Source organism: Ensifer adhaerens (genome assembly GCF_002007205.1).
GTDB lineage: Bacteria > Pseudomonadota > Alphaproteobacteria > Rhizobiales > Rhizobiaceae > Ensifer > Ensifer adhaerens_D.
The window spans coordinates 33,814-57,012 of the sequence record NZ_LAZS01000009.1 but is presented as its reverse complement, the minus strand read 5'-3'; the positions used below and the strand labels follow the sequence as shown (position 1 = coordinate 57,012).

Annotated in this window: 24 protein-coding genes; 8 read left to right on the top strand and 16 right to left on the bottom strand. The window is 64.2% G+C overall.

The window, feature by feature from the left end:
• The first annotated feature begins 18 nt into the window (after nt 1–18).
• Nucleotides 19–294, top strand: a complete 276-nt coding sequence (locus XB14_RS21055) for a metal-sensing transcriptional repressor (RefSeq protein WP_077963626.1) — start codon at nt 19–21, stop codon at nt 292–294.
• Between the two features lie 48 nt (nt 295–342).
• Complete coding sequence (locus tag XB14_RS21050; RefSeq protein WP_077963625.1) at nt 343–1,665, top strand: MFS transporter; 1,323 nt, start codon at nt 343–345, stop codon at nt 1,663–1,665.
• An 11-nt stretch (nt 1,666–1,676) separates the two neighbouring features.
• Here the strand turns inward: XB14_RS21050 and XB14_RS21045 are convergent, their stop codons facing one another.
• On the bottom strand, nt 1,677–2,279 hold the full coding sequence (locus tag XB14_RS21045) for a TetR/AcrR family transcriptional regulator (protein ID WP_077963623.1): 603 nt from the start codon (nt 2,277–2,279) through the stop codon (nt 1,677–1,679).
• A 51-nt stretch (nt 2,280–2,330) separates the two neighbouring features.
• Nucleotides 2,331–2,753 carry a hypothetical protein gene (locus XB14_RS32770; protein ID WP_143348477.1) on the bottom strand — a complete coding sequence of 141 codons (423 nt, stop codon included), beginning with the start codon at nt 2,751–2,753 and terminating at the stop codon, nt 2,331–2,333.
• Between XB14_RS32770 and XB14_RS21040 the strand changes: the two genes are divergently transcribed.
• Nucleotides 2,733–5,876, top strand: coding sequence for an efflux RND transporter permease subunit (locus tag XB14_RS21040; RefSeq protein WP_077963622.1), 3,144 nt, complete (start codon nt 2,733–2,735; stop codon nt 5,874–5,876). The two genes, XB14_RS32770 and XB14_RS21040, sit on opposite strands and share 21 nt — an antisense overlap.
• Nucleotides 5,877–5,891: 15 nt before the next feature.
• Nucleotides 5,892–7,043 carry an efflux RND transporter periplasmic adaptor subunit gene (locus XB14_RS21035; RefSeq protein ID WP_077963620.1) on the top strand — a complete coding sequence of 384 codons (1,152 nt, stop codon included), beginning with the start codon at nt 5,892–5,894 and terminating at the stop codon, nt 7,041–7,043.
• Between the two features lie 18 nt (nt 7,044–7,061).
• Here XB14_RS21035 and XB14_RS21030 read toward each other — a convergent pair whose 3' ends face one another.
• Nucleotides 7,062–7,958: a DMT family transporter gene (locus tag XB14_RS21030; protein ID WP_234804099.1), complete on the bottom strand. Its 897-nt coding sequence runs from the start codon at nt 7,956–7,958 to the stop codon at nt 7,062–7,064.
• 131 nt (nt 7,959–8,089) lie between these two features.
• On the opposite strand from XB14_RS21030, the gene XB14_RS21025 reads away from it, so the two are divergent.
• Nucleotides 8,090–8,563, top strand: a complete 474-nt coding sequence (locus tag XB14_RS21025) for an Lrp/AsnC ligand binding domain-containing protein (protein ID WP_077963618.1) — start codon at nt 8,090–8,092, stop codon at nt 8,561–8,563.
• Nucleotides 8,564–8,575: 12 nt separating this feature from the next.
• Here the strand turns inward: XB14_RS21025 and XB14_RS21020 are convergent, their stop codons facing one another.
• On the bottom strand, nt 8,576–9,031 hold the full coding sequence (locus tag XB14_RS21020; protein ID WP_077963616.1) for an SRPBCC family protein: 456 nt from the start codon (nt 9,029–9,031) through the stop codon (nt 8,576–8,578).
• 170 nt (nt 9,032–9,201) lie between these two features.
• Here XB14_RS21020 and XB14_RS21015 point away from each other — a divergent pair, with 170 nt between their 5' ends.
• Nucleotides 9,202–10,260 carry an adenylate/guanylate cyclase domain-containing protein gene (locus XB14_RS21015; protein WP_077963614.1) on the top strand — a complete coding sequence of 353 codons (1,059 nt, stop codon included), beginning with the start codon at nt 9,202–9,204 and terminating at the stop codon, nt 10,258–10,260.
• 54 nt (nt 10,261–10,314) lie between these two features.
• Here XB14_RS21015 and XB14_RS21010 read toward each other — a convergent pair whose 3' ends face one another.
• The 12 genes from XB14_RS21010 to XB14_RS20955 form a co-directional block, all read right to left on the bottom strand.
• Nucleotides 10,315–11,367, bottom strand: coding sequence for an alpha/beta hydrolase family protein (locus XB14_RS21010; RefSeq protein ID WP_077963613.1), 1,053 nt, complete (start codon nt 11,365–11,367; stop codon nt 10,315–10,317).
• Nucleotides 11,354–11,962, bottom strand: a complete 609-nt coding sequence (locus XB14_RS21005) for a gamma carbonic anhydrase family protein (protein ID WP_077963612.1) — start codon at nt 11,960–11,962, stop codon at nt 11,354–11,356. Before XB14_RS21005 ends, XB14_RS21010 begins: the two co-directional genes overlap by 14 nt.
• Nucleotides 11,963–11,988: 26 nt before the next feature.
• Complete coding sequence (locus tag XB14_RS21000; protein ID WP_077963611.1) at nt 11,989–12,321, bottom strand: cupin domain-containing protein; 333 nt, start codon at nt 12,319–12,321, stop codon at nt 11,989–11,991.
• Between the two features lie 25 nt (nt 12,322–12,346).
• The gene (locus XB14_RS20995; RefSeq protein ID WP_077963610.1) at nt 12,347–13,351 is read right to left on the bottom strand and encodes a quinone oxidoreductase family protein; all 1,005 of its coding nucleotides are present in this window, start codon (nt 13,349–13,351) and stop codon (nt 12,347–12,349) included.
• A gap of 27 nt (nt 13,352–13,378) precedes the next feature.
• A complete protein-coding gene (locus tag XB14_RS20990) occupies nt 13,379–14,257 on the bottom strand; it encodes a 3-keto-5-aminohexanoate cleavage protein (protein WP_077963608.1) in 879 nt (292 codons plus the stop codon).
• 39 nt (nt 14,258–14,296) lie between these two features.
• On the bottom strand, nt 14,297–15,238 hold the full coding sequence (locus XB14_RS20985; protein WP_077963606.1) for a dioxygenase: 942 nt from the start codon (nt 15,236–15,238) through the stop codon (nt 14,297–14,299).
• 19 nt (nt 15,239–15,257) lie between these two features.
• Nucleotides 15,258–16,043, bottom strand: a complete 786-nt coding sequence (locus XB14_RS20980) for a glutathione S-transferase family protein (RefSeq protein WP_077963604.1) — start codon at nt 16,041–16,043, stop codon at nt 15,258–15,260.
• Between the two features lie 11 nt (nt 16,044–16,054).
• Nucleotides 16,055–17,098: a branched-chain amino acid ABC transporter permease gene (locus tag XB14_RS20975; RefSeq protein WP_077963602.1), complete on the bottom strand. Its 1,044-nt coding sequence runs from the start codon at nt 17,096–17,098 to the stop codon at nt 16,055–16,057.
• The gene (locus tag XB14_RS20970; RefSeq protein WP_077963600.1) at nt 17,098–17,976 is read right to left on the bottom strand and encodes a branched-chain amino acid ABC transporter permease; all 879 of its coding nucleotides are present in this window, start codon (nt 17,974–17,976) and stop codon (nt 17,098–17,100) included. The genes XB14_RS20975 and XB14_RS20970 overlap by 1 nt, the downstream gene beginning before the upstream one ends.
• A gap of 11 nt (nt 17,977–17,987) precedes the next feature.
• Complete coding sequence (locus tag XB14_RS20965; RefSeq protein WP_077963598.1) at nt 17,988–18,716, bottom strand: ABC transporter ATP-binding protein; 729 nt, start codon at nt 18,714–18,716, stop codon at nt 17,988–17,990.
• Nucleotides 18,716–19,462 carry an ABC transporter ATP-binding protein gene (locus XB14_RS20960; protein WP_077963597.1) on the bottom strand — a complete coding sequence of 249 codons (747 nt, stop codon included), beginning with the start codon at nt 19,460–19,462 and terminating at the stop codon, nt 18,716–18,718. The genes XB14_RS20965 and XB14_RS20960 overlap by 1 nt, the downstream gene beginning before the upstream one ends.
• Before the next feature lie 98 nt (nt 19,463–19,560).
• A complete protein-coding gene (locus XB14_RS20955) occupies nt 19,561–20,844 on the bottom strand; it encodes an amino acid ABC transporter substrate-binding protein (RefSeq protein WP_077963596.1) in 1,284 nt (427 codons plus the stop codon).
• A 251-nt stretch (nt 20,845–21,095) separates the two neighbouring features.
• Between XB14_RS20955 and XB14_RS20950 the strand changes: the two genes are divergently transcribed.
• Nucleotides 21,096–22,136 (top strand): LacI family DNA-binding transcriptional regulator, encoded by a 1,041-nt coding sequence (locus XB14_RS20950; protein ID WP_077963595.1) that lies wholly within the window; start codon nt 21,096–21,098, stop codon nt 22,134–22,136.
• A 221-nt stretch (nt 22,137–22,357) separates the two neighbouring features.
• On the top strand, nt 22,358–23,122 hold the full coding sequence (locus tag XB14_RS20945; protein ID WP_077963594.1) for an SDR family NAD(P)-dependent oxidoreductase: 765 nt from the start codon (nt 22,358–22,360) through the stop codon (nt 23,120–23,122).
• Nucleotides 23,123–23,199: the final 77 nt, after the last annotated feature.

Genomic DNA, 23,199 nt, shown 5'->3' with positions numbered 1-23,199 from the left:
GGGGGATAGGATACTGGAATGAGCGAGCATAGGCACGACACCCACCCCGATATTGTCAAGCGGCTGAAGCGCGCCGAGGGGCACCTGAAGAGCGTGATAGCCATGATCGAGGGTGGTCGGGCCTGTCTCGACATCGCTCAACAGCTCCACGCGGTGGAGAAGGCGATCAGCCAGGCGAAGCGCACCCTGATCCAGGACCATCTGGACCATTGCCTTGAAGACACGATCGGCGCGCTTCCGCGTGACCAGCGCCACTCCATCGACGAGTTCAAGGCGATCACGAAATACCTCTGAGCGGCGGACGCGCCGCCACTAACCGCCCACCGAGCGAGCCCAACCACCATGCTGCAGACCCTAGCAAACCGGACGTACCGCCGCCTGTTCCTGGCGCAGGTGATCGCCCTGATCGGAACCGGTCTTGCGACCGTCGCGCTCGGGCTTCTCGCCTATGATCTGGCCGGCGCCGAAGCGGGCGCGGTGCTCGGAACGGCGCTCGCGATCAAGATGATCGCCTATGTCGGCGTGGCGCCGATCGCCGCCGCCTTCTCCGAACGGCTTCCACGTCGCGCCATGCTCGTCAGCCTCGATCTCGTGCGCGCAGCCGTTGCTCTCTTCCTGCCGTTCGTGACCGAGATCTGGCAGGTCTATGTGTTGATCTTCGTGCTGCAGTCGGCGTCGGCCGCCTTTACTCCGACCTTCCAGGCAACCATTCCGGATGTGCTGCCGGACGAAAAGGAATACACGCGCGCCCTGTCGCTCTCGCGGCTTGCCTATGACCTCGAAAGCGTCGCAAGCCCGATGCTCGCCGCAGCGCTGCTCACGGTCATCAATTTCCACAGCCTCTTTTCCGGCACGGTGATCGGTTTCCTCGCTTCCGCCGCCTTCGTTGTCTCGGTCGCGCTTCCGAGCCCAAAGGCGACGGAACGGCGCGGCATCTACGACCGGACGACGCGGGGCCTGCGCATCTACCTCGCCACACCGCGGCTCAGGGGTCTGCTCGCGCTCAATCTCGCGGTCTCGGCGGCGGGGTCGATGGTCATCGTCAACACGGTGGTGCTGGTCCAGGCCAAATTCGGACTAACCCAGTCCGACACAGCCGTCGCACTCGCCGCCTTCGGCAGCGGCTCGATGATCGCCGCGCTGCTGTTGCCGCGCCTGCTCGACAGGACACCCGATCGCGTCGCCATGTTTTCGGGCGCGGTGATCCTCACCGCCGGCCTGTTCATCGGCGCCCTCGCTCCAAATTTCGCTTCGCTGCTGCCGCTGTGGCTCGCCATCGGTCTCGGCTATTCGCTGGCGCAGACGCCATCGGGCCGGTTGCTCCGCCGCTCCGCGCAGCCCGAAGACCGGCCTGCGCTCTTTGCCGCCCAGTTCGCCCTTTCGCATGCCTGCTGGCTGATCACCTATCCGCTTGCCGGCTGGCTCGGCGCAACCGTGGGGCTCGGCACGACCTTCACCGCGCTTGGCCTCATCGCCGTGGGTGCCATCGTCGCGGCCGCCCGCCTCTGGCCGGCGCAGGATCCGGACGAAATCGAGCACGTGCACCACGCGCTGGCTGACGATCATCCCCATGTCGCCGGCGCGACGCGTGTCGGCCGCGGTCACCGCCACACCCATGTGTTCGTGATCGACAGCCACCACCCCGACTGGCCCGCCGAGCGATAGGCACACGGTCGTTACCTGGGAACGGCGCCACTGCCGGCAAAGAACAGGATCGCCGCGTCGGCGATCTCCGCGAAACGAGCGCTCGGCCCTTCGGCGCCGCTGCTCTGCTGAGCGGCGCGCGCGCCTTCGATCAACAGCAGCAGCGTGTCGCCGAGCAGTTCCGCATCGGCGACGCCGGCCCTGCGGCAAAGCTCCACGACCCGATCCCGTTGCGCATCCTTGAATGTGCGGATCACCTCTCGTCCGGGATGATCCTCGTCCGTCAGTTGCACGGCGGCGCTCATCATTTCGCATTGGCACCTGTCGTCGCCGAGATGTTCGGCAATGCGCCGGACCCAGGCCCTGAGCTGCCCCAACCCATCGCCGGGATGCGCGTCTTCCAGCTCGCGCCAGAAGCCGTCCATCTCCATTCCCGCATGGCGCAGGCATTCGACGATCAGGTCGTCCTTCGAACTGAAGTGGCGGTAGAGCGTCATCTTGTTGCTGTCGGCCGCATCAGCGATCGCATCGACGCCGGTTCCGCGAATGCCGTGCCGGCGGAAGAGATCACGCGCGGCCTCGACGATGCGATCGCGCGGCGAACGACGGGATGGCTTGCAGAAATCCGTTGTCATCGCATTGGCCCGGCGTGGACGGCGCGGAAAATCTTGCCCCTTGACGCCCTGTCATGGGTCGATAACATGCGACGATGTTACCGACCAGTAACATTTTCGCCAGCGCGGCACATCGAGGAAAAGCCGCCGTCGCGAAGACAGTTCCGGAAACGGCGGCGGTAACCGCAGAAAAATTTCGAGCGCAGTGTCGGTGAGCGCGGTCGTCAGGCGTCTTTTAGCCAGAGCGCACACCGCAGAGACTTTTAAAATTCGACAATGCTCGTGATTTGGGTCGATCCGGCCCATCATGATCTCGTGCTGGAGCCTTACGATGCGCATGCTGGATGGGCAGAAGGCTGAGGAGAACGTCGCTGACCAAAAGGTCCGCGCGGCGGGTGTGCGCATGCCCGGTTTCGAAATGCTCCGCCGTGCTGCCCGCCGCGATGGCGGCGCACCCAATGGATCGGTCCAGTCATGATCGACTTCTTCATCCACCGGCCGATCTTCGCATCGGCGATCGCGATCATCATGACGCTTGCCGGCGGCATCTGCTACTTCCTGCTGCCGATCTCGCAGTTTCCCGACGTGACGCCGCCGCAGATCGTGGTCGCCGCCAACTATCCGGGCGCCAGCGCCCAGGTCGTTGCCGACACGGTCACGACGCCGCTCGAACAGCAGATCAACGGCGTGCCGGGCATGCTCTACATGACCTCGACGAGTTCGAACGACGGCTCGTCGCGCATCATCATCTCCTTCGAAGTGGGCTATCCGATCGACGTCGCAGCGCTCGACGTGCAGAACCGCGTGTCGCAGGCCGCCTCTTCGCTTCCGGCCCTCGTCAACCAGACCGGCGTCACGATCGCCAAGCAGATCCCCAACTTCACCGTGCTCGTCAGCCTGGATTCGCCCGACAATTCGGTCGATTTCGCCTCGGTCAGCAACTACGCCTATCTGCAGATCCTCGATCCGCTGAAGCGCCTGCCGGGTGTCGGCGACGTCCAGCTCTTCGGCGAGCGCCGCTATTCGATGCGCGTCTGGCTTGATCCCGACCGCATGGCCAATCTCGGCATCACCGCCGTCGACGTCCAGAACGTGATTACCGAGCAGAACATCCAGGTGGCCGGCGGCAAGATCGGACAATCGCCGGCGCCGGCGGGCACCCCCTTCGAGATGCAGATCAACGCGCTCGGGCGACTGAGCGATCCGTCCCAGTTCGGCGACATCGTGCTTCGAGCCGACCAGACCACCGGGGCGACGACCCGGTTGCGTGATGTGGCCCGCATCGAACTCGGCGCGCTGCTCTATTCCTCCTCGGTCACCTTCAACGGCAAGGAGAGCGTCGTGCTTGCCGTCTTTCAGGGGCCGGGCTCCAACGCGCTCGACCTGCAGGCCCGCGTGCAGGCGAAGATGGACGAACTTTCGCAGCGCTTCCCCGCCGGCATCGCCTACCACATGTTCTACGACACCACACGCTTCGTTTCGGCGGCGATGAAGGATGTGGTGTTCACGCTGCTCGAGGCGCTGGCCCTTGTCGTTTTCGTCGTCTTCATCTTCCTGCAGAACCTGCGCACGACGATCATTCCGACGATCGCCATTCCGGTCTCTCTCATCGCGACGCTGGTCGTCATGTATCTCTTCGGCTTCTCGCTCAACATGCTGAGCCTGCTCGGCATGGTGCTCGCCATCGGCCTCGTCGTCGACGATGCGATCGTGGTCGTCGAGAACGTCGAGCGCCAACTCGAAGCCGGCCTACCGCCACTCGAGGCCACCAAAAAGGCGATGCAGGAGGTGACCGGGCCGATTATCGCGACGACCGCGGTGCTGCTTGCCGTCTTCATCCCCGTCGCCTTCATCCCGGGCGTCGCCGGCAGCCTCTACAACCAGTTTGCGCTTACGGTCGCGATCTCGGTCGCCTTTTCCGCCTTCAACTCGCTGACCCTCAGTCCGGCCTTGAGCGCTGCGTTCCTGCGCTATCGCGGTGAGCCGCGTTTTGCTCTCTTCCGCTGGTTCAACACCGGTTTTCACGCGCTGTCGCACGGCTATGCGCACAGCGTCGCCGGGCTCGTGCGCTGGCGTTGGGCGCTTTTTGCCGTCTTCCTCGCCGCGATCGCCTCGACCTACGCGCTATGGCAGCGCATCCCCTCGACTTTCCTGCCGGTCGAGGACCAGGGCTACTTCTTCGTCGTCATCCAATTGCCCGACGGTGCCTCGCTTGAGCGCACCGAGGCGGTCGCGCGGCGGTCCGAGGAGATCCTTCGCGGCACTGCCGGCGTCGATTTCGTCGGCTCCGTCGTCGGCTTCAATTTCCTCTCCTTCGCCGCCCAGTCGAACTCCGCCGTGCAGTTCGCGGTCCTGAAGCCTTGGGACGAACGACCGCCGGAACAGGGCGCCTCGGCGTTGCGCGAGGCTGTGACGCCGCAACTCTTACAGATCCCGGATGCGCTGGTGCTCGCGTTTGATCCGCCGTCGATCCAGGGTCTCGGCGCGACCGGCGGCTTCGAATTCCAGGTCGAGGATCTCGCCGGGCGCAGTGCCCAGGCGCTGAACGATGCGACCCAGGCGCTAATCGCCGAGGCGCGCAAGCAGCCGGAGATCAATCCGTACCAGCTGTTCACCACCTTCAGCACCTCGAGCCCGCAATTCGACTATGATCTCGACCGCGACAAGGCGAAGCTGCTCGGCTTGAGCCTGCCGGATATCTTCAGCACGCTGCAGATCTATTTCGGCTCGCTCTATGTCAACGACTTCAACATCTTCGGCCGCACCTTCCGCGTAACGCTGCAGGCCGACCAGGGCGCGCGGGCCTCGGCGACCGATCTTTCACGCCTCTACGTGCGCAACGCTGAGGGCGAGATGGTGCCGCTCAACACGCTAGGAACCTTCAAGCCGACGGTCGGGCCCGAGACCATCACGCACTACAACAATTATCCCTCGGCACTGGTCAACGGGGCGGCAGCACCCGGCTTCAGCTCGAGCCAGGCGGTGGCCGCGATGGAGCGTGTCGCCCGCACGACATTGCCCCGGGACTACACATTCGAGTGGACCGGCATTACCTATCAGGAGATCCGGGCAGGCTCGATCGCCGCGCTCGTCTTTGCGCTCGCCCTCGTCTTCTGCTTCCTGATCCTGGCCGCCCAGTACGAAAGCTGGTCGATGCCTTTCATGGTGCTGCTTTCGGTGCCGCTCGCGCTCCTGGGTGCACTCTCGGCGCTGTGGCTGCGCGGCATGCAGATCGACGTCTATTCGCAGATCGGATTCGTGATGCTGGTTGGACTTGCCGCCAAGAACGCCATCCTGATCGTCGAGTTCGCACGAAGGCGGCGCGAGGAGGGGCTCGACGTGGTCGCTGCCGCCGCGGAAGCGGCGCGTCTGCGGCTGCGGCCGATCCTGATGACGGCCTTCGCTTTCATTCTCGGCGTGCTGCCGCTGATGTATGCCAGAGGCGCGGGCGCTGCCAGCCGCCAGTCGATCGGCACGACCGTGTTCGGCGGCATGCTGGCGGCAACCATTCTCACACTGATTTTCGTCCCGGTCTTCTACGCGGTCATCGAAAGATGGCGCGAGGGCAGATCCTCGCAACCGATCGGCCAGCGTCACGAGCCGGAGGCGGCGGAATAGGAATTGGAGCCTGACATGCGTGGTTCGAGACTGGTCCTTGCCGCAGCGGTCGTGGTCGCCGCCCTCGCCGCGGCCTATCATTACAAGAACGGCGGCTTCGAGCTGAAAGGCGGCGACGCCGGCGCGGCGGTGGGTCCGCCGCAACAGGCCATGCCTGTCCCGGTCGCAGCGGTCGTCAAGAAAACCATTCCCATCTATCTCGACTATTCGGCGCGAACGGAAGCGATCCGCAACGTGACGCTTCGGGCCAAGATCACCGGCTACATCGAGTCCCAGGCGGCGCCCGACGGTTCGGATGTGAAGCAAGGCGATCTGCTCTACCGGATCGACCCGCGCGACTATCGCGCGGAACTGGATCAGGCGAAGGCTCAGGTCGAACGGGACGAGGCGTCGCTCGCCTATCTGCGCTCCAACCTCAACCGCGGCAACGAGCTCGCCACGACCGGGTACCTCGACAAGGACAGTTTCGACCAGCGCCAGAGCGCGGTACACCAGGCCGAAGCGGCGCTGGCCATGTCGCGGGCAGCGGTGCGCACCGCCGAGATCAACCTGGACTATACCGAAATCCAGGCCCCCTTCGCCGGTCGCCTGGGACGGAACCAGGCGCCCGAGGGCACGCTGGTCAGCAACACCGCAGGCACGCCGCTCAACAACCTGGTGCAGCTTTCGCCGATCTACGTCTCGTTCAACCCGAGCGAGACGGAGCTCGCCGAGATTCAGAAGGCGCGGGCGAAAGGCAAGGTGGAGGCGGAAGTGCTTCTTCCCGGCGACAAGGAGCCGCGCTATCGCGGCGATCTCAGCTTCATCAACAATACGGTCGAGGGCAATACCGGAACGGTCGTGGCGCGCGTAACGATCGACAACACCGATCTGACCCTGCTGCCCGGTCAATATGTCCGCGTGCGGCTGAAGGTCCGCGAGGAACCAAACGTGCTGATGGTGCCGGAAACGGCGCTCGGCTCGAGCCAGCTCGGCAAATACATCTATGTCGTCGGCAAGGACGAGACGGTCGAGCAGCGGCTGGTCACCCTCGGCCCGACGAGCGGCGACCTGATCGGCCTGACGTCGGGCGTTTCGGAGGGCGACAAGGTGATCGCGGGAAACCTGCAGAAGATCTTCCCCGGCGCGCCGGTCAAGCCGATGCCTGCCGAGCAGGCGCAGAAGTAGGCGGGCAGCCGGCCCGGCCTACGCCCTTTTCAGGATCGGGAAGACCATTCCGAACGTGATGACGGCAATGGCGACGACCTGAAGCAGCGTCGGGACTTCACCGAGAACGACGACGCCCGCCGCGGTCGTCGTCACCGGGACGCACGGCATGAACAGCGACGCAGGCTGCGGGCCCAATTGGCGGATGACATAGGTGTAGAGAACGCTCGCGAGCGCTCCGGCAAGAAAACCCTGGATGACGAATTGCGTGGCAATTTCTGTGAAAGACGCGGCAGCGAGCCCGCTGGGCGCCAGAATGTGCAGCAAGGGCAACGGCAGGCAGGAGAAGAACACCACGGCGATCGTCGCCGTCACGGCGTCGACGGACCATAGCCGCACCAGCACCGCAAAGGTGGCAAACATCAACCCCGATATGGCGAACAAGAGATCACCGCGCAATGTCCCGGCGTCGGCGACGCCCGACTGGACGACGAACAGCAAAAGGCCGGCAATGACCGTGGCAACACCTGCAAGCCGCATGCCGGAGGCCTTGTCCTTGAAGACGAGGCGGGAGAACAGGAACGAAAAGAAGACGATTACGGCGGGAGAGAGTGCAGCCGCATGGGCGACCGGTGCCAGCGAAAGTCCCTGGTTGATGATCAGCGGATAGGGCAGCCCCGTCAGCAGCGCCAGCACGGCTGCCTTGCGCCAGCCAAGCTGCATCAACTTCGGCAAGCCGAAGCTGAGGAACACCGGCAGGAAGGCCAGGGCGGCACCAGAGAACCGCAAGGTGACGATGTCGGCGGCCGTCAGATGCTCGCGCAGACTGAACCGGGCGGCCACGAACTGTAAGGTGGTGATGGCAACGACCGCCACCCCTGCCCATATCGCCAGCCGCCGGCTGCGGTCGCCCTCCCCCATCGTAGCACTTTGCACGCCCGTCTCCCACACTGCGGAAGCCCCACCCGGGGCTTCGACAGAAACACCGTATTGCGCAAACGGCTGCGTCGAAATACACTTATTTTGATGAATCTGAGCGATTATCACTCTTTCATGGACCAAATAGCGTGAAGAACGAAATTGCAGGTCTAGACACCGTCGATCGCACCTTGCTGAGATTGCTGCAGGAAGATGGCCGGCGAACCACACTGGAGCTGGCAGAGTGTGTCGGTCTGTCGCCAACGGGCACGAGCCAGCGCGTGAAGCGTCTCTTCCGCGAGGGTTATGTGAAGGCCGTGCGGGCGATCCTCGATCCGAAGAAGATCGGCCGAGGCACCGTCGTCTTCATCCAGGTGCGCCTCGACCATACCGCCCCGCATATCTTCGAGCGCTTCTCCGACGCGGTTGCAAAGGCGCCGGAAGTTCTGGAATGCCATATGGTGATCGGCGGCTTCGATTATCTGGTGAAGGCGCGGATTGCCGACATGTCGCTGTTTCAGGATTTTCTCGAACGGGTGATCTTGCCCCTGCCCGGCGTCAGGGAGACACACACCTACGCGTCGGTCGGCGACGTCAAGCCGGACGCACTTCTGCCGATTTGAGGAACAAGCGGTTCAGGCCGCGCCGTCGCGGCCGAGCCACGGATCGGGTCCCGGGTCGCGCCCGGACGCCACCTGTCCCAGCCGCTCCAGATAATGCGCCCAGCCCTCCGCATGACCGGCGCATTGCTCGGCGGTGGGCAATCCCGTTTGCGTGAGGCGCAGCAATGTTCCGGGCGGCTGCTCGATCAGGTCGATCTCGATCAGGCTCGAGCCGGGCGGGACGATCTCGCTGCCCTCCCAGCCGAAGCTGTAGGCGAGCCGATGCACCGGCACCACCTCGCGAAACGATCCACGGGCAAATCGGGCGCCCGTCACATTGACGAGATAGAGGCCACCGGGTTCCGCCTTGGTGTCGGCCTCCGTTCCCATCCAGCGCAGGATCTTTTCCGGGTCGGTCAAAAGAGCGAACACTGCGGCGGGCGGCGCCGGAATATGCGTTTCGCGGCGAACGACAAGGGCTTCTGGCATCGGTCTTCCCTTTGCAGATTGGCCTGCCCGCCGGGTGAGAGGCCGAGTGCGGGCTACGGCAATCATAGACCGCCATGGCCGATGACGCCACCAGGCGTCTCCATGCCTTACCCGCGACACCAGGCGGGAAGGGACTTGTCCGCAGGGGTCCCGACGCTATCCTCTCCACCATGGATTTGTCCGCACCCCTCGCCTGGCTCGTGGACGAGGCAAGCGCCTCGCCGGAGCCGGACCGGTTCCTGTCGGAACTCGGCCGTCGGCTTGTCGCCGACGGTTTGCCGCTCGCGGGCGGTGCGCTCACGCTCGCCGTGCCGCACCCGATCATCGCGCGCCGCACCTGGCTTTGGCGAGCCGAGACCGACGTGGTGATCGAGAGCCTCGGCTTTGCCGGCGCCGTCTCCGACCGGGCCGGAGCGGAGTGGTTGGCCGAGCTCGGGCCGCTGCTGGAACAGTCGACCGGCTCGGAGACGGAACGTGCGCCCCTCGGCTGGGCCGGAACCCGCCCTTTCGGCCCTGACGAGACAGCGCAGCTTCGTGATGTCGCGCGTTTTGCCGCCGCGCCGCTCGCAGCACTTGCCGAGCGTGCAGCGCTCGCCGCCCTGCTTGACGCCTATCTCGGCCGCCGCAGCGCTGCCCGTGTTCGCGCCGGGGCGCTGACCCGCGATAGCGGCGAGACCATCCGCGCCGCGTTGCTCTACGCCGATTTGCGCAATTTCACGGCGCTGTCCGAAACATCGGAACCCGCCGAGGTGATCGCGGCGCTCGACGCCTGGTTCGACCGCCTCGCCGGCGCGATCCACGCTTTTGGCGGCGAGGTGTTGAAATTCATCGGCGACGGCGTTCTGGCGATCTTTCCGGTAAGCGGTTCGCCGGGCGAAGCCTGCGATGCAGCCCTGCGCGCGGTCGGCGCTGCGCGTGCCGGCATGGCGCATCTCGACCAGACACGGCAGGCCGACGGTCTGCCGCCGCTCTCCTTCGGCGTGGCGCTGCATCTCGGCGATGTTTTCTGGGGCAATATCGGCGCCGCCGATCGGCTGGATTTTACCGCCATCGGCCCGGCGGTAAACCTCGTCAGCCGCCTGGAGGGTCTGTGCCGGCCGCTCGGCCGGTCCGTGTTGATCTCGGGCGCCGTCGCCGACGTCGCGTCGACGCCGCTGCTGCCGCTCGGCGACCACCCCTTGCGCGGCATCGCGGCACCTTGCGCCGTCTTCACCTTGCCGGACGCGTAACGCGGCTCTTGGCGACAGCCAAACCGTGACAGTCGAAGCGTCCGTCGTCGACCATCACCTGCGTGTGCGCTCCGCCACCCAGTCGGCGACGAGCGGGCGATAGAGCCAGGGGATGTTGTTGCAGACGTGGTTGCCGTCCTCGAATATGTGCAGTTTGGCGCCGCGCGCGCAGATATCAGCGCATTTTACCGCTTCGGAGGGTGGAAAGATCTTGTCGCGTCCACCGTGGAGGATGAGTGCCGGGACGGTTGGCGGCGCGCATCGCGCCAGGGTGAAACGGTCGGCGCGCTCGCGCACGTCCGTGCCACCCAGCGAGAAGCGCATGTTGTCGCGATAGACCAGCGGCAGCGCGTCCCAGAACCCGCCGAGATCGAAGAAGCCATTGATGGAGACGACGCCGGCGATCGCCGGCACGGATGCGGCCGCGCGCAAGGCGAGAAACCCGCCGAAGGCCATGCCGACGAGCGCAACCTTGCCCGAAAGGCGTGGATGCGCCTCCACCGACCGGATTGCCGCCTCGACGACCGGGCCGATATCCGGGCGCAGCGCCCCCATCGAACGCCCCTCGCCCTGTCCGGGCCCATCGAGCGACAGGGTCGCCACGCCGCGCGCGTGAAAATGCCGCTCGAATGCCGGGAATTCCTCCTTGGTCGAATCCGAGCCCGGGATGATCAGCGCCAGCGGGTGGCTGCCCTCCCCCTTCGGCACGCGAAGAAAGGCCCGGAGTTCGCCGTCCTCGAAGGGCACAGCGACCATCTCGCCAGGCGGATCGAGCAGCGGCGAGGCGAGGCGATAGAGCTCCACTTTGCGCGCGGCCGCCCTCGCCTTGGCGTCCAGGTCCTCGAAGGCCATGAACTGTCCGAAATGATAAAAAAGGCTGGCGCGGGCATAGGCTTCGCCGGCGGTCACGTTGCGGCCGGCGACCAGAGCCGCAGCGCCGAGCTCTGCGTGACGCTCGCCCTCCTCACTCCACGCGGAAAGCCAGTTCTGCCAGACGCCGGCGCGCTCGATGACGGCGCGTGCGGTTGCCGATGGGATCCCGGCCACCTCCATGCGCGGGAGCCAATGCTCGACGACACTGACCAGTCGGTTCTCACTCTGCGACATGCACGTCCTCCCGCATGATGGAATTGCCTTCGTAGGCACCCGGCGTTGCCTTCCCGACGGAAACCGGCTGAAGATCCCCAGGGTAGTTCTGCGCCTTCGCGCGGTATCGCTGCGCCCCGGTCGACAGGCCCTCGGCCACTTTCGCGTCGAGTGTGCGGACGATCTGGGCGGGAACCCCGAGGACCAGCGACCCATCCGGGACGACCATGTTTTTCCGCACCAGTGCGCCGGCCCCGATCAGGCATCTGTCTCCGATCCGAGCGCCGTTCAGGATCGTCGCCCCCATGCCGACGAGACTACCCTTGCCGATCCGGCATCCATGAATGGTGGCATTGTGCCCGACGGTGACATCGTCGCCGATCTCGACGGGATACCCGGGGTCGGTGTGGACAACGCATCCGTCCTGGATGTTACAGCCGCGCCCGAGAATGATCGGCTCGTTGTCGCCGCGCAAGACGGCATTGAACCAGATGCTGACATCCTCCTCCAACTGCACGTCGCCGATCACCACGGCGCCGGGCGCGATGTAATATCGCCCGTCGGCGGGAACGCGCGGCTCGCGCGACCCCAGTCGGTAGAGACCCGATGAAACCATCAACAATTCTCCAATCTTCGGCGCGCTCAGGTCGGCATGGCGAGCAGGATGGACGCCGGCGCATTGGTGCGGTTGACGAGCGCCCGCGCCTCGCCGGGCGCCAGGCGGCAGCTGTCGAGAAAGCCGAGGGTGACGCTCTCGCTGCCGGTTTCGACCGTCACCTCGCCTGCAACGACGATGTAGATCTTCTCGACCGCAGCGTCCTTCAGCGAGGTGTGGCCGCCAGGCAGGAGATGCGACAGGCCGATCCAGATCGTGTCGGTTGCCGTCGCTTCCTTTCCCTGGAGCCGCAGGCAATGCATGCCATAGTGCTCCGGCGCCTCATAGGATCTGGCATCGCCGTAACGCGTCACCTGCATCGTTCCCTCCTCCTCTTCCTCCTCCTCAGGGCACCAGCAGCACGCGCTCGGGCGTTCCGCGCAGCACCGAGGCATAGGCCTTGGCGGCATCCGCGAAGCCATAGACGGTCGCCGGATTGATCGGGAACGGCTTCAGCTTGCCCTCTTCGAACTTCGGCTTGAGCTTGTCGAAGATGCGCGCGCCCTCGACCGAGGACAGCGCCAGCGTGTCGATGCCGATATATTTGTGGCGGCCACGGAAGAAGTTGAAGATATCGAAGGGCACGGCGCGATCGAAGGTGGAAATGAACACTTGTCGTGCCTGTTTCGCCATCGCGTTGTTGGCGATTTCGAAATAGGGACTTCCGACCGTGTTGAAGACGATGTCGGCCCCGTGGCCGCCGGTCTTTTCGCGCACGATCGCGGCAACGTCGTCCTTGGCGCTGTTCAGCATCTCGACCGGCGCGTTGGTGTGCGCCAGAAGCGGCTGCTCGTTGTACTCGACCGCGAAGACCTTGGCGCCGGCCATGGTCGCGAGCTGGATGACCGCCTGCCCGACCTTGCCGTTGCCGCCGCAGACAAGCACGACATCCGTCGGCTGCACGCCGCCGGCTTCGCGCAGGCCCTCAAAGGCGGTGATGAACGGCACGCCGATCGAGCCCGCTTCCTGCATGGTGAAATTCGCAGGCTTGGCGCGCACGGCCTTCTGGTCGAGCACCATCCATTTGGCGTGGCTGCCGTCCTGGGTGATGCCGAGCTCGCCGCCGCCGCCCCAGATTTCCATACCGATCATCGACGACGGCCCCTCGCGCACGATGCCGCCGAAATCGCGACCCGGCGTGCGCGGCCAGACGGCGTGCGGCATGTGCCCGAGCGATGCTTTGACGTCGCTGGGATTGACCCCCGCCGCCACGATTTCTACCAGCACCTGGCCCGGCCCCGGCCGCGGCACTGCGACATCGACCACGTCGATCTTGAGATTGTCGAGATCGGGAGATTTTTCCGTCACCCTCAGTGCCCGGGCGATCTTGGCGTCCACCTGAATGTTCATTCTATGCCTCCTTGCAGATATCGATGCCTATGCACGCAGTCCGAGGATTTCACGGGCCTGAGAGGGCTCGGCGATCCGTCCGCCGAGCTTCTCGATGAGATCTCTTGCCCGCTCGACCAGTTCACCATTGCCTTTGGCAAGCACGCCCTTGGCGATGTAGGAATTGTCCTCCAGGCCAACCCGGACGTGACCGCCGAGCAGGTACGCCTGAACGGCCATCGGGAACGACATTCGCCCGACGCCGAAGCCGGTCCAGACGGCGTCTCCCGGCAGCATGCGGGCCGCGGTCGCCATCACGTCGGTGGTCGAGGGAAAGCCGTATTTGACGCCGGTGACGATCGTGAACATCGCCGGCGACTTCAACACGCCCGCCTTCAAGAGATCCTGCGCCAGCTGGATGTGGCCGGTGTCGAACACCTCGAGCTCCGGCTTGGAGCCCGCCTCGTTGATGATGTCGGCCATGATCTTGACGTTGGCCGGCGTGTTGATGACGACCTCCGACCCGAAAGTCATGGTGTTGAGATCGAGCGTGGCGATATCAGGCTTCAGCGCGACAATGTGCTCGACCCGCTTTTCCGGCCGCATCAGCGTGGTCCTGGGCCCGGCGACCGCCGGGTTCTCGTCGCTCGGGTGGTAGCGGCCGCCCGGACCGGTGGTGACGTTGAGGATCAGCGCCGTGTTCTTGGCCCGGATCCGCTCGACGACCTCGCGGTAATATTCGAGCTCCATGGAGGGCTTTGCCGTAACCGGATCGCGCACGTGAATATGGGCGATCGCCGCACCGGCATCGGCCGCCTCCAGGCAGGCATTGGCGATCTCTTCCGGCGTGACGGGAAGTCCCGGATGGTTTTCCCGCGTTGTGAGATTGCCGGTGACCGCACAGGTGATGATGACGTTCTGCTGCATCACACGCCCTCCGCGCCAGAGGGCGAGCTGCTTGATCTCTCAGCCATGATGCGCCACCTTCTTTCCGGAGATGGGAGGCAGCGGCAGGACCGACTGACCCTCCACCAGCTTGAAGTGATAGTTGCAGCTGTAGAAAGGCGCCTCAGCGCCCGGAAATTCGCTATCCAGGCTGTCGTGGCGGAAGAACCTCCCAACGATCTGCTGTTTCGCGCCGAAGACCACGTCGTTGACCAGGGCTTCGTGCGTGTCGGAAAAGATCTGGGTGACGAGCGTCTTGTAGCCCGGCGCCGAGACGATGAAGTGGATGTGGGCCGGACGCATCGGCGTGCGCTTCTGCGCCCGCAAGAGATCGCCGACCGGTCCATCGGTTGGAACCGGGTAGCCTGCCGGCTTCACCGACACGAAATGAAAGTTTCCGTCGCCATCCGTCGTGAACCGGCCGCGCAGGTTGAAGTCGTCCTGCGTCTCGTCCTGGTTCTCGTAAAGCCCGACCGGGGACGCCTGCCAGACATCAAGGGTCGCCCCTTCGACGGGTCGGCCGGCTGGATCGGTCACTCGCCCGGTGAAGTAGAGCTGCGATCCCGGCGTATCCGAACGGGCGATGCAGTCGCCGTTTAAGCATTTCGGCGCACCCCCGCGATAGAACGGCCCCAAGAGCGCCGACAGCGTCTCGCCCTGCATGCCATCATTGTTGATCAGGTCGATCAGCGTCGAGGCGCCGAGCACGTCGGCGGCAAGCACGGTTTCGTTATGGGCATCGTTGGTCGCCTGGCCGACCGCAGTGATCCAGCGCAGGGCGTATTCGAATTCCGCCTCGGTCGGGCGTGCTTCCAGCAGGAAGGCATGCAAATGCCTGACCATCGTGTCCATGATCTGCTTGAGCCGCGGATCGTCGCCGTGCGACATGGCTGCAAGCACCGTCGGCGTGACGTCGGCCTCCCTGGAAATCAGCTTTGCCTCGGGGCTGATATGGCTGTTCATCCCTGTTCTCCTTTCCGCGTCACAGGCCTGACCCGGCGACCCGAAGTTCGGGCTTGGCCGTCTTCAGGTGCGGATATTTTTCGGTCAGCAGCGACCCGTAGTAATAGGTTTCAGCGAAGGCGCCGGTTGCGCGGATGGCATCGAGCCAGCTCTGGATCACCGGCATCTCCGCCCACATCGAGGACAGTCCGATATCGTCCATCCGGACGATCACCGGCATGATCGCGATATCCGCCAACGTCAGCTGATCGCCCATGACCCACGGCCCGCCATTGTCGGAAAGCCACGCCGCCATGCGCTGAACGCCGCGCTGCAGTCGCCCGAGCGCTTCATTCATTTCCTGCTCGGGAAAGCCGGTGCGCCCCATCTTCATCAGGAATTCGCGGCGAAGCGGCTTTGCATCGCAGACCGCCTGAAACTCCTCCGCCGTCATCGCCTGGTAGTGCGGCAGGAAGGCGAGGTTGTAGGAAGGCACCCGGACCGCCGGCGTCGGCACTTCGTCGATGAAGCGCATCATCGCCCGCATCTTTGCGGCGCCGAAGGCGTCCTGCGGCCGCAACCCACCGGGAAGAATATCCTCCAGATACTCCATGATGACGGCGGAATCGGTGACCGCGCGGCCCTGGTGGACGAGCGAGGGCACGACGCCGTTCGGGTTGATCGCCAGATATTCGGGCTTGAGCTGATCGCCGGTGAAGAGATCGAGCTTGTGCTCCTTAAAGGCGAGGCCCTTGGCGTTGAGAACGTATCGAACCCGCTGGCTGCACGTCGACTGAGGGGCGTTGTAGAGGATGAAGTCCTGCATGGTCGCCTCCCTCAATCCCAGTTGAGGACGCGGGGCAGCTTGCCCTTGCGGGCGAGCGTTCCGATCACGCCGTTCGGGAAGAACATCAGCCCCAGGACCATGACGAATCCGGTCGCGAGAATGTTGATCTCGGATGCGCCGAGCGTCGCGACGAAGATTTCGTTGAAGGCGACGATGAGGATGGCACCGACGACCGGACCGGCAATCGTGCCCTTGCCGCCGAGTATGCACATCAGCACCAGGTTTGCCGAAACCAGAATGATCAGGAAGATGTTCGGCCGGAGATAGGTGAGGTACTCGCCCCAGACCGCGCCGGACATGCCGACGAAGAAGGCCGACAGAGCGAAGGCGAGCACCTTGTAGAAGCGGGTGTTGATCCCCGCACTTTCCGCCTTGACCTCATCCTTGGAGAGTGCACGCAGGCCGAGCCCGAATTTGGAATGCTTGATGCGATAGGTCGCCCATACGGTGAAGGCGGCCATCAGCACGAAGGCATAGTAGTAGGGCAGCTTCGCAGTCTGTACCGGCAGGTCGGTCACCGGCAGCGACATGCCGTTGGCACCGCCGATGAACCCCCAGTGGTCGAACAGAATGCGGGCGATCATCAGAAGTGCGATCGACGAGATGATGAAGCTCGGGCCGCGAACCTTCAGCGTGATGAGGCCGACGAGATAGCCGCAGATGGCGGCCACCAGGCCGGCGAGCGGCGCCGTCAAGAGCGACGAGATGCCGTACCGCGCCAGGAGCACGCCTGAAAAATAGCCGCCGATCGCGAAGAACACCGCGTGGCCGAGCGAGATATAGCCGGCAAAGCCGCCGATGATGTTCCAACCACTCGCCATCACCGCGTAGGATGCCGTGAACAGGACGAGGTGCAGCAGGTAGTTGTAGTTGCCGGTCAGTTGCAGCAGCGGCAGGGCGAGCAGCACACCGAGAACAACAAGGGGAAACCATGTGGCGCGGGTCTGGTCATGCTGGCGCGCAAGCTTCTGATTGTGGATGCGACGGGCCTCGAGCACCGAGCTCGCGTCAGCTTGTTGCAGGTCTACGGCCATTATGCCAACTCCGGTTTTTCGCCGAACAGGCCCTGGGGACGGATCAGCAGGATGACGAAGAGTGCGAGGAAGAAGGTCATGGTCGACCAGGTGGCGCCCACCCAGGCGCCGACGAAGGCGGCGATGACCGAGAGCAGAAGAGCGGCGACGACGGTGCCGAGCACGCTGCCCATGCCGCCGAGCACGACGACCGACATCAGCATTGCGATCCATTCCCACTGCTTGGCGGGGAAGAAGCTGAAGACGAAGCTCACCAGCGAACCGGCAGCACCCGCGAGGCCGATGCCGATCGCAAAGGCGATCATGCTGATGAGGTTGACATTGACGCCGAGCAGTTCGGCGGCCTCGCGGTTCTGCGTGGTGGCGCGGATGGCGTAACCGAGCCGCGAGTAGTTGAGGAACAGCGTCAGCGCGCCGATGATCGCCAGCGAGACACAGCCGGCATAGAGTTGACCCTTCGGAATGAACAGGCTGCCGATGAAAAAGGCATCCGTCGCATACTCCGGCGAGGTCACGCGCTGGGTGTTGGTAAAGGCGGCGCCGAGGAAGCCTTCAACGATCATCGCCAGAGCGAAAGTCAGAAGCACCGTCATTTCCGAGTAGCGCGCGCTTTTGGCCTGGCTCTCGAACATCAGCCGGTAGAGCAGCACGCCGATCGCCGCCATGATCAGTGCCGCGATCGGCAACGTCGCGATCGGGTCGAGGCCCCAGAGCTTGAAGGCCCAATAGCTGACATAGGCGCCGCAGATGATCAGTGACGGATGGGCCAGGTTGACGATGCGCATGACCCCGAAGACCAGCGAAAGTCCGGACCCCATCAGGGCGATCACGCCGCCGAGCGCAAGCCCGAGTATCAGTATCTGAAGAATGTCTGTCATTGTGTCCTCCGCTACGCGACCTTGCGGCCGCCGAGGTAAAGTTCCTGGATGCGCGGGTCCGCCAGAACCGCCTCGGCCGGCCCCTCGAAGAGGGTGCGGCCGAGGTCGAGCACGACGCCCCAGTCGGAGTTCTTGAGGCCCATCAATGCGTTCTGCTCGACGAGCAGCACGGTGACGCCCTCCTGCGACATCATCTTCATGATGTCGAACATCTCCTGGACCACCTTCGGCGCCAGCCCGAGGGAGGGTTCGTCCAGCATGACGATGTCGGGCTTGACGATCAGCGTGCGTGCCATGGCAAGCGTCTGCTGCTGGCCGCCCGACATGGTTCCGGCATGCTGGTCGGCGCGCTCGCGCAGCACCGGGAAGCGCTCGAGGATTTCGTCGATGCGGCGATCGCGCAGTTTCGTGTCATCGAGCACGTATCCGCCCATGCGCAGGTTCTCGCGCACCGTCATCTTCGGAAACAGCGCGCGTTCCTGCGGCACGAAACAGATGCCCTTGCGCAGGATCTGGTCGGGGCGCAGCCCGTTCAGCCGCTCGCCCTTGAAGACGACGTCACCCTTGCGGATCGTCAGCATGCCGCAGATCGCTTTCAGCAGCGTCGACTTGCCGGCGCCGTTCGGGCCGATGATGCAGTGGACCTTGCCGGGCTCGACCGTCAGCCGCGCGCCATCGAGAATAGCCGGGCCGTCGCCGTAGCCGGCGGTGATGTTGGTAACTTGCAGGAGTTCGCTCATCAGGCCGCTTCCTCTTCCAGTACGCCGCCCAGATAGGCTTCGAGCACATGCGGATCGCGACGCACCACGTCGGGCGTGCCGTCGCAGATCACCCGCCCGTGCGCCATGACGACGACGCGGTGCGAAAGCCGCATGATCAGATCCATGTTGTGTTCGACGATCAGCACCGTCAGGCCCTTGGCGTTGAGCGCCCGGATATGGCCGACGATCTCTTCGAGCAGCGTCGGATTGACGCCGCCGGCCGGCTCGTCGAGCAGGATGATCTTCGGATCGGCCATCAGCAGTGCTGCCAGATCCATCAGCTTCTTCTGGCCGTAGGACAGGTTGTGCCCGTCCTCGTAGGCGATGCGGGTGATCCCGAGGAAATCGAGGATCGACATCGCCTTGTCCCGCTCCTCCGCCGAGACCGCCGGCCGAAACAGGTCGGCAAAGCCGCGGCTGCGCGCCTGCACGATCACGTTTTCCAGCACCGTCATGTCAGCGAGGTTGCGCGAGATCTGGAAGGTCCGGCTCAGGCCCTTGGCCGTGATCTTGTGCGGGCGCAGATTGTCGATCCGCTCCCCGTCCAGCCAGACCTCGCCCGAGGTCGGTACGACGGTGCGGCTGATGCAGTTGAAGGCCGTGGTCTTGCCGGCGCCGTTCGGGCCGATGAGTGCCGTGATCGAGCCCTTCTCGACCCTGAAGCTTGCGCCGTCCACGGCGCGAATTCCGCCGTAGTGCTTGCACAGGTTCTTAACCTCGAGCATCCGCGCGATCTCCTTGTACTAGAATCTGGGTAGGTAGATGCCTGCTGATCGGGAGGGCGCCTCGCGGACGAAACACCCTCCCTTGCCTTTGCAAAAGGTCAGAAACCGGACTTCGGATAGCGGAAGGGCACGATGCCCTCGAACTGGCCGGTCGGGTAGACGAAGGTCAGCTTGCCATCCTGCCACTGGGTCATGATGTGCGACTTTTCGACGGGCAGGCCGAGATCGTCCCAGCTGAAATCGCCGAGCACGGTCTGGACAGGCTGTTCCTTGGTGCGGGCGTGCAGCCATTCGCCCATCTTGGCGTTGTCCGTGGTGCCGGCCCCGGTGATCGCCTGCTCGATGCCCTGGCAGACGGCGAAGGGAATGGCGCTGTCCTCATCCGGCTCGACGCCGTATTCGGCTTCGAACGCCTTCACGAAATCGGCGTTGTCGAAGGGCTTTCCGGCGAGCGTGCTCTTGAAGGGAACATCCTTGTGCCAGGTGGTGTGGATGACAACACCATCGGCCGCATCGTTGCCGACGCCCTCGATGAACTCCGTCTGCGCGCCCTGGCTGAGATAGACAAGCTTCGCCGATGCACCGACGGTTTTCAGCGACCGCATGAGCTGGACGGCTTCTTCCGCCGAAGCCGTCAGGCCGACGATCATGTCAGCGCCGGAGCGCTTGATCGAGTTTGCGAGGTTCAGCCAGTCGTTGAAGCCTTCTTCAGGCCATTTCTCCTCCATGACCACCTCGATGCCGGCTTCCTTGAAGTAACCGGGCGCGAGGTCGGCGATTTCCTTGTCGTTCGCCGGGTCGATCACTTTCTGGCCGAGCAGGCCGGTGGCGATCGCGTTGGCGAAGAAGTCGTCCGCATGGACGACGGCGACCGTCTTCGGCGCATCCGCCGGATCCTTGATCTCCTTCAGGAGACCGATCACGTCCTTGCCGGTGTACTCGGCGGCATTGACCTGGAAATAGAAGAGGTTCTTGTAGCCCTGGGCATAGATCCTGAGCGCTCCGCCCGAGGGAACCGGATGCACCATGTTGTACTTGGACAGAACGTTGCCGACCGGAAAGGTCAGGCGGCTCGAGAACGTGCCGTAGACGGCGTCGACTTTGTCGACATTGATGAAACGTTCGTACTGGTTGATGGCCGTCGCCGGGTCGGAGCGATTGTCGCTGACGATCAACTCCACCTGCTTGCCGAGGATGCCGCCTGCCTCGTTGATCAGCTTGTTGCAGAGCTCGTAGCCCCGCTTGTGTTTTTCGCCGCTGACCGAAAGGCCACCGGTAATCGGCAGCGATGCGCCGATCCGTATTGTTTCCGCAGCGCTCGCAACGGTGCTTGCCGAAAGCACACTAACGGTTGCTGCCGCGATCAGCCGATTGATTCCCATTTTGTCTCCTCCCAGACAGTTGCGCGCAATCGTTTGCATTGGAGCGAAAAACAAATCGCCCGGCCATGCCGGACGTCACTTGCGCGCTGTTCGATCGACGGCGGGGCGGCTCCTCAACCGCCCCGCCGCAAACTGAATATGCAAACGATTGCACATTGGCGATTATGCGCACCGTTTGCGCTTTGTCAAGTGTCTATGCGAACGATTGCAAAACCTCTGGCAAGATTTTAAATGAAGGCGAGAGGTGACACATGCAAAAGAAACGAACCACGCTAAAGGACATTGCGCGCGCGACCGGCGTTCATGTGTCGACCGTATCGCGCGCCCTTGACCCGACCGAGCGAAAGAGCATCACGCCGGAGGTCGTGGCGAAGATCCAGGCGGCGGCAGAACGCCTGGACTATCGCCCCAACCGCATTGCCTTCGGGCTTCGCACCAACCGCACGATGACCGTCGGTGTCGTCATCCCCGACATCACCAACCCGATTTTCCCGCCGATCCTGCGCGGGATCGAGAGTGTTCTGGAACCGCTCGGCTATGCCTCGATCATCGTCAACACGGACAGCGAGCGCGAACGCGAAATTCGCCTTCTCGAAGTGTTGCGCGACCGTGGTGTGGACGGTGTCATTCATGCCGCTGTGCTCAGAAGCGACCCGTCGATCGCCAAGGCGGCGCAGGACGGCCTGTCGGTGGTGACGCTCAACCGGCGCGTGGAGAATTCGAACATCCCCTATGTCATCAATGACGAGGACCTGGGCATCTGCGAGATGCTGCGCCACCTGACGAAACTCGGCCACCGGCGGATCGCGCATCTTGCCGGGCCGCAGGATCTGTCGACCGGCCAGTTGCGCCTGGCGGCCTTTCGCAGCGCCGCCGAGAGAATGTCGATCGAGATCGATCCTCAACTCATCGTCACCGCCATGCGCTTCGACGAAGACGAAGGCGCCCGGTGCACGCGCGAACTGCTCGCCTCCGGTCACGACTTCACCGCGGTGCTCTGCGCAAACGACCGCCTGGCGCTCGGCTGCATCGACGTGTTGCGCGAGAACGGCCTCGATTGCCCGTCGGACATTTCGGTCAGCGGCTTCAACGACATGCCGTTCCTGCAACTGGCGCGTCCGAGGCTCACGACCGTCCGAATCCAGCAATATGATGCGGGCATTACCGCCGCCTCGATCCTGCTGCGCCTCATGAACGCCGGCGCAGACGACGACATCCCGCTGGAGACCGTTCTTCCGGTAGAACTCCTGGAACGCGAAAGCACGGGGCCCGTGGCAGCGCAGCGGCGCTGACAATCCCCTCCGCCCGCATTTCGCCAGCCGTCAACGGCCAGGCCTCATCTCCGCACGCTTTCCCGCCGGTCTCGCCCGCAGCCTTCGACACCCTCGGCCATGCAATCGATTGCCCATTGTTTTGTGCAATCGATTGCCCTAAGGTCGCTTTCGATTGGTCGGCATTTGCAGGGCAGTGTTCCCGCCGGCTGAAAAGACATCAGGTCAAGAGGGAGGAACTTATGGCGTATCCGCGGTCCTTGGTTGGAAAGACAATTCTCGTCATCGGCGGAAACGGCGCGATCGGCGCCGCGACGGGGCGCCTTTTTGCGGAGGCAGGGGCGACGGTGCTCGTCACCCACATGCCGGGCGAACAGGGTGCAGCAGGCGCGGATGCCGCGCTTTCCTCCTTTGCCGGCCCGGAACGTCACGCGCGATATGCCGTCGACATCACCGATTCCAGCGCTCTTGGCGACCTCGCCCGTGCGATTGAACAGAAATTCGGTCGGCTCGACGTGCTGGTCAATGCGGCGGGTTTCACCAAGCCCATCGCCCACCGGGATCTCGACGCACTGACGGATGAGCTGATCGACGACATCTTCAAGGTGAACTGGCGAAGCCAGTTCGCGGCGATCCGCGCCTTTGCTCCGCTTCTGAAAAAGTCCGGCGACGGGCTCGTCGTCTCCATCTCGTCGATCGCAGCCTTCACCGGCGTCGGGTCGAACATCGCCTATTGCGCGGCCAAGGCCGGCATCGACGTGATGACCAAGGCGCTCGCCCGCGTTCTGGCACCGGAAGTCAGGGTGCTTGCCGTTTCTCCGGGTGTCGTCGACACGCAATTCGTTCCCGGACGGGGCTCGGACTTCAACGACAAGGTCGCGGCTTCGACCCCGCTCGGCCGCATCGGCGAGGTCGACGACATTGCCGCCGCCATCCTGGCAAGCGCAACGTTGCTTGGCTTCTCGACCGGCCACATCATCCAGGTCGATGGCGGCCGGGCCCTCTGACGCCAGCGGAAATCCGCATCCGCGCGACGAACCGGACGCGCGGATGCGATCGCGCTCATGCTGTCCTGCTCTCGTGC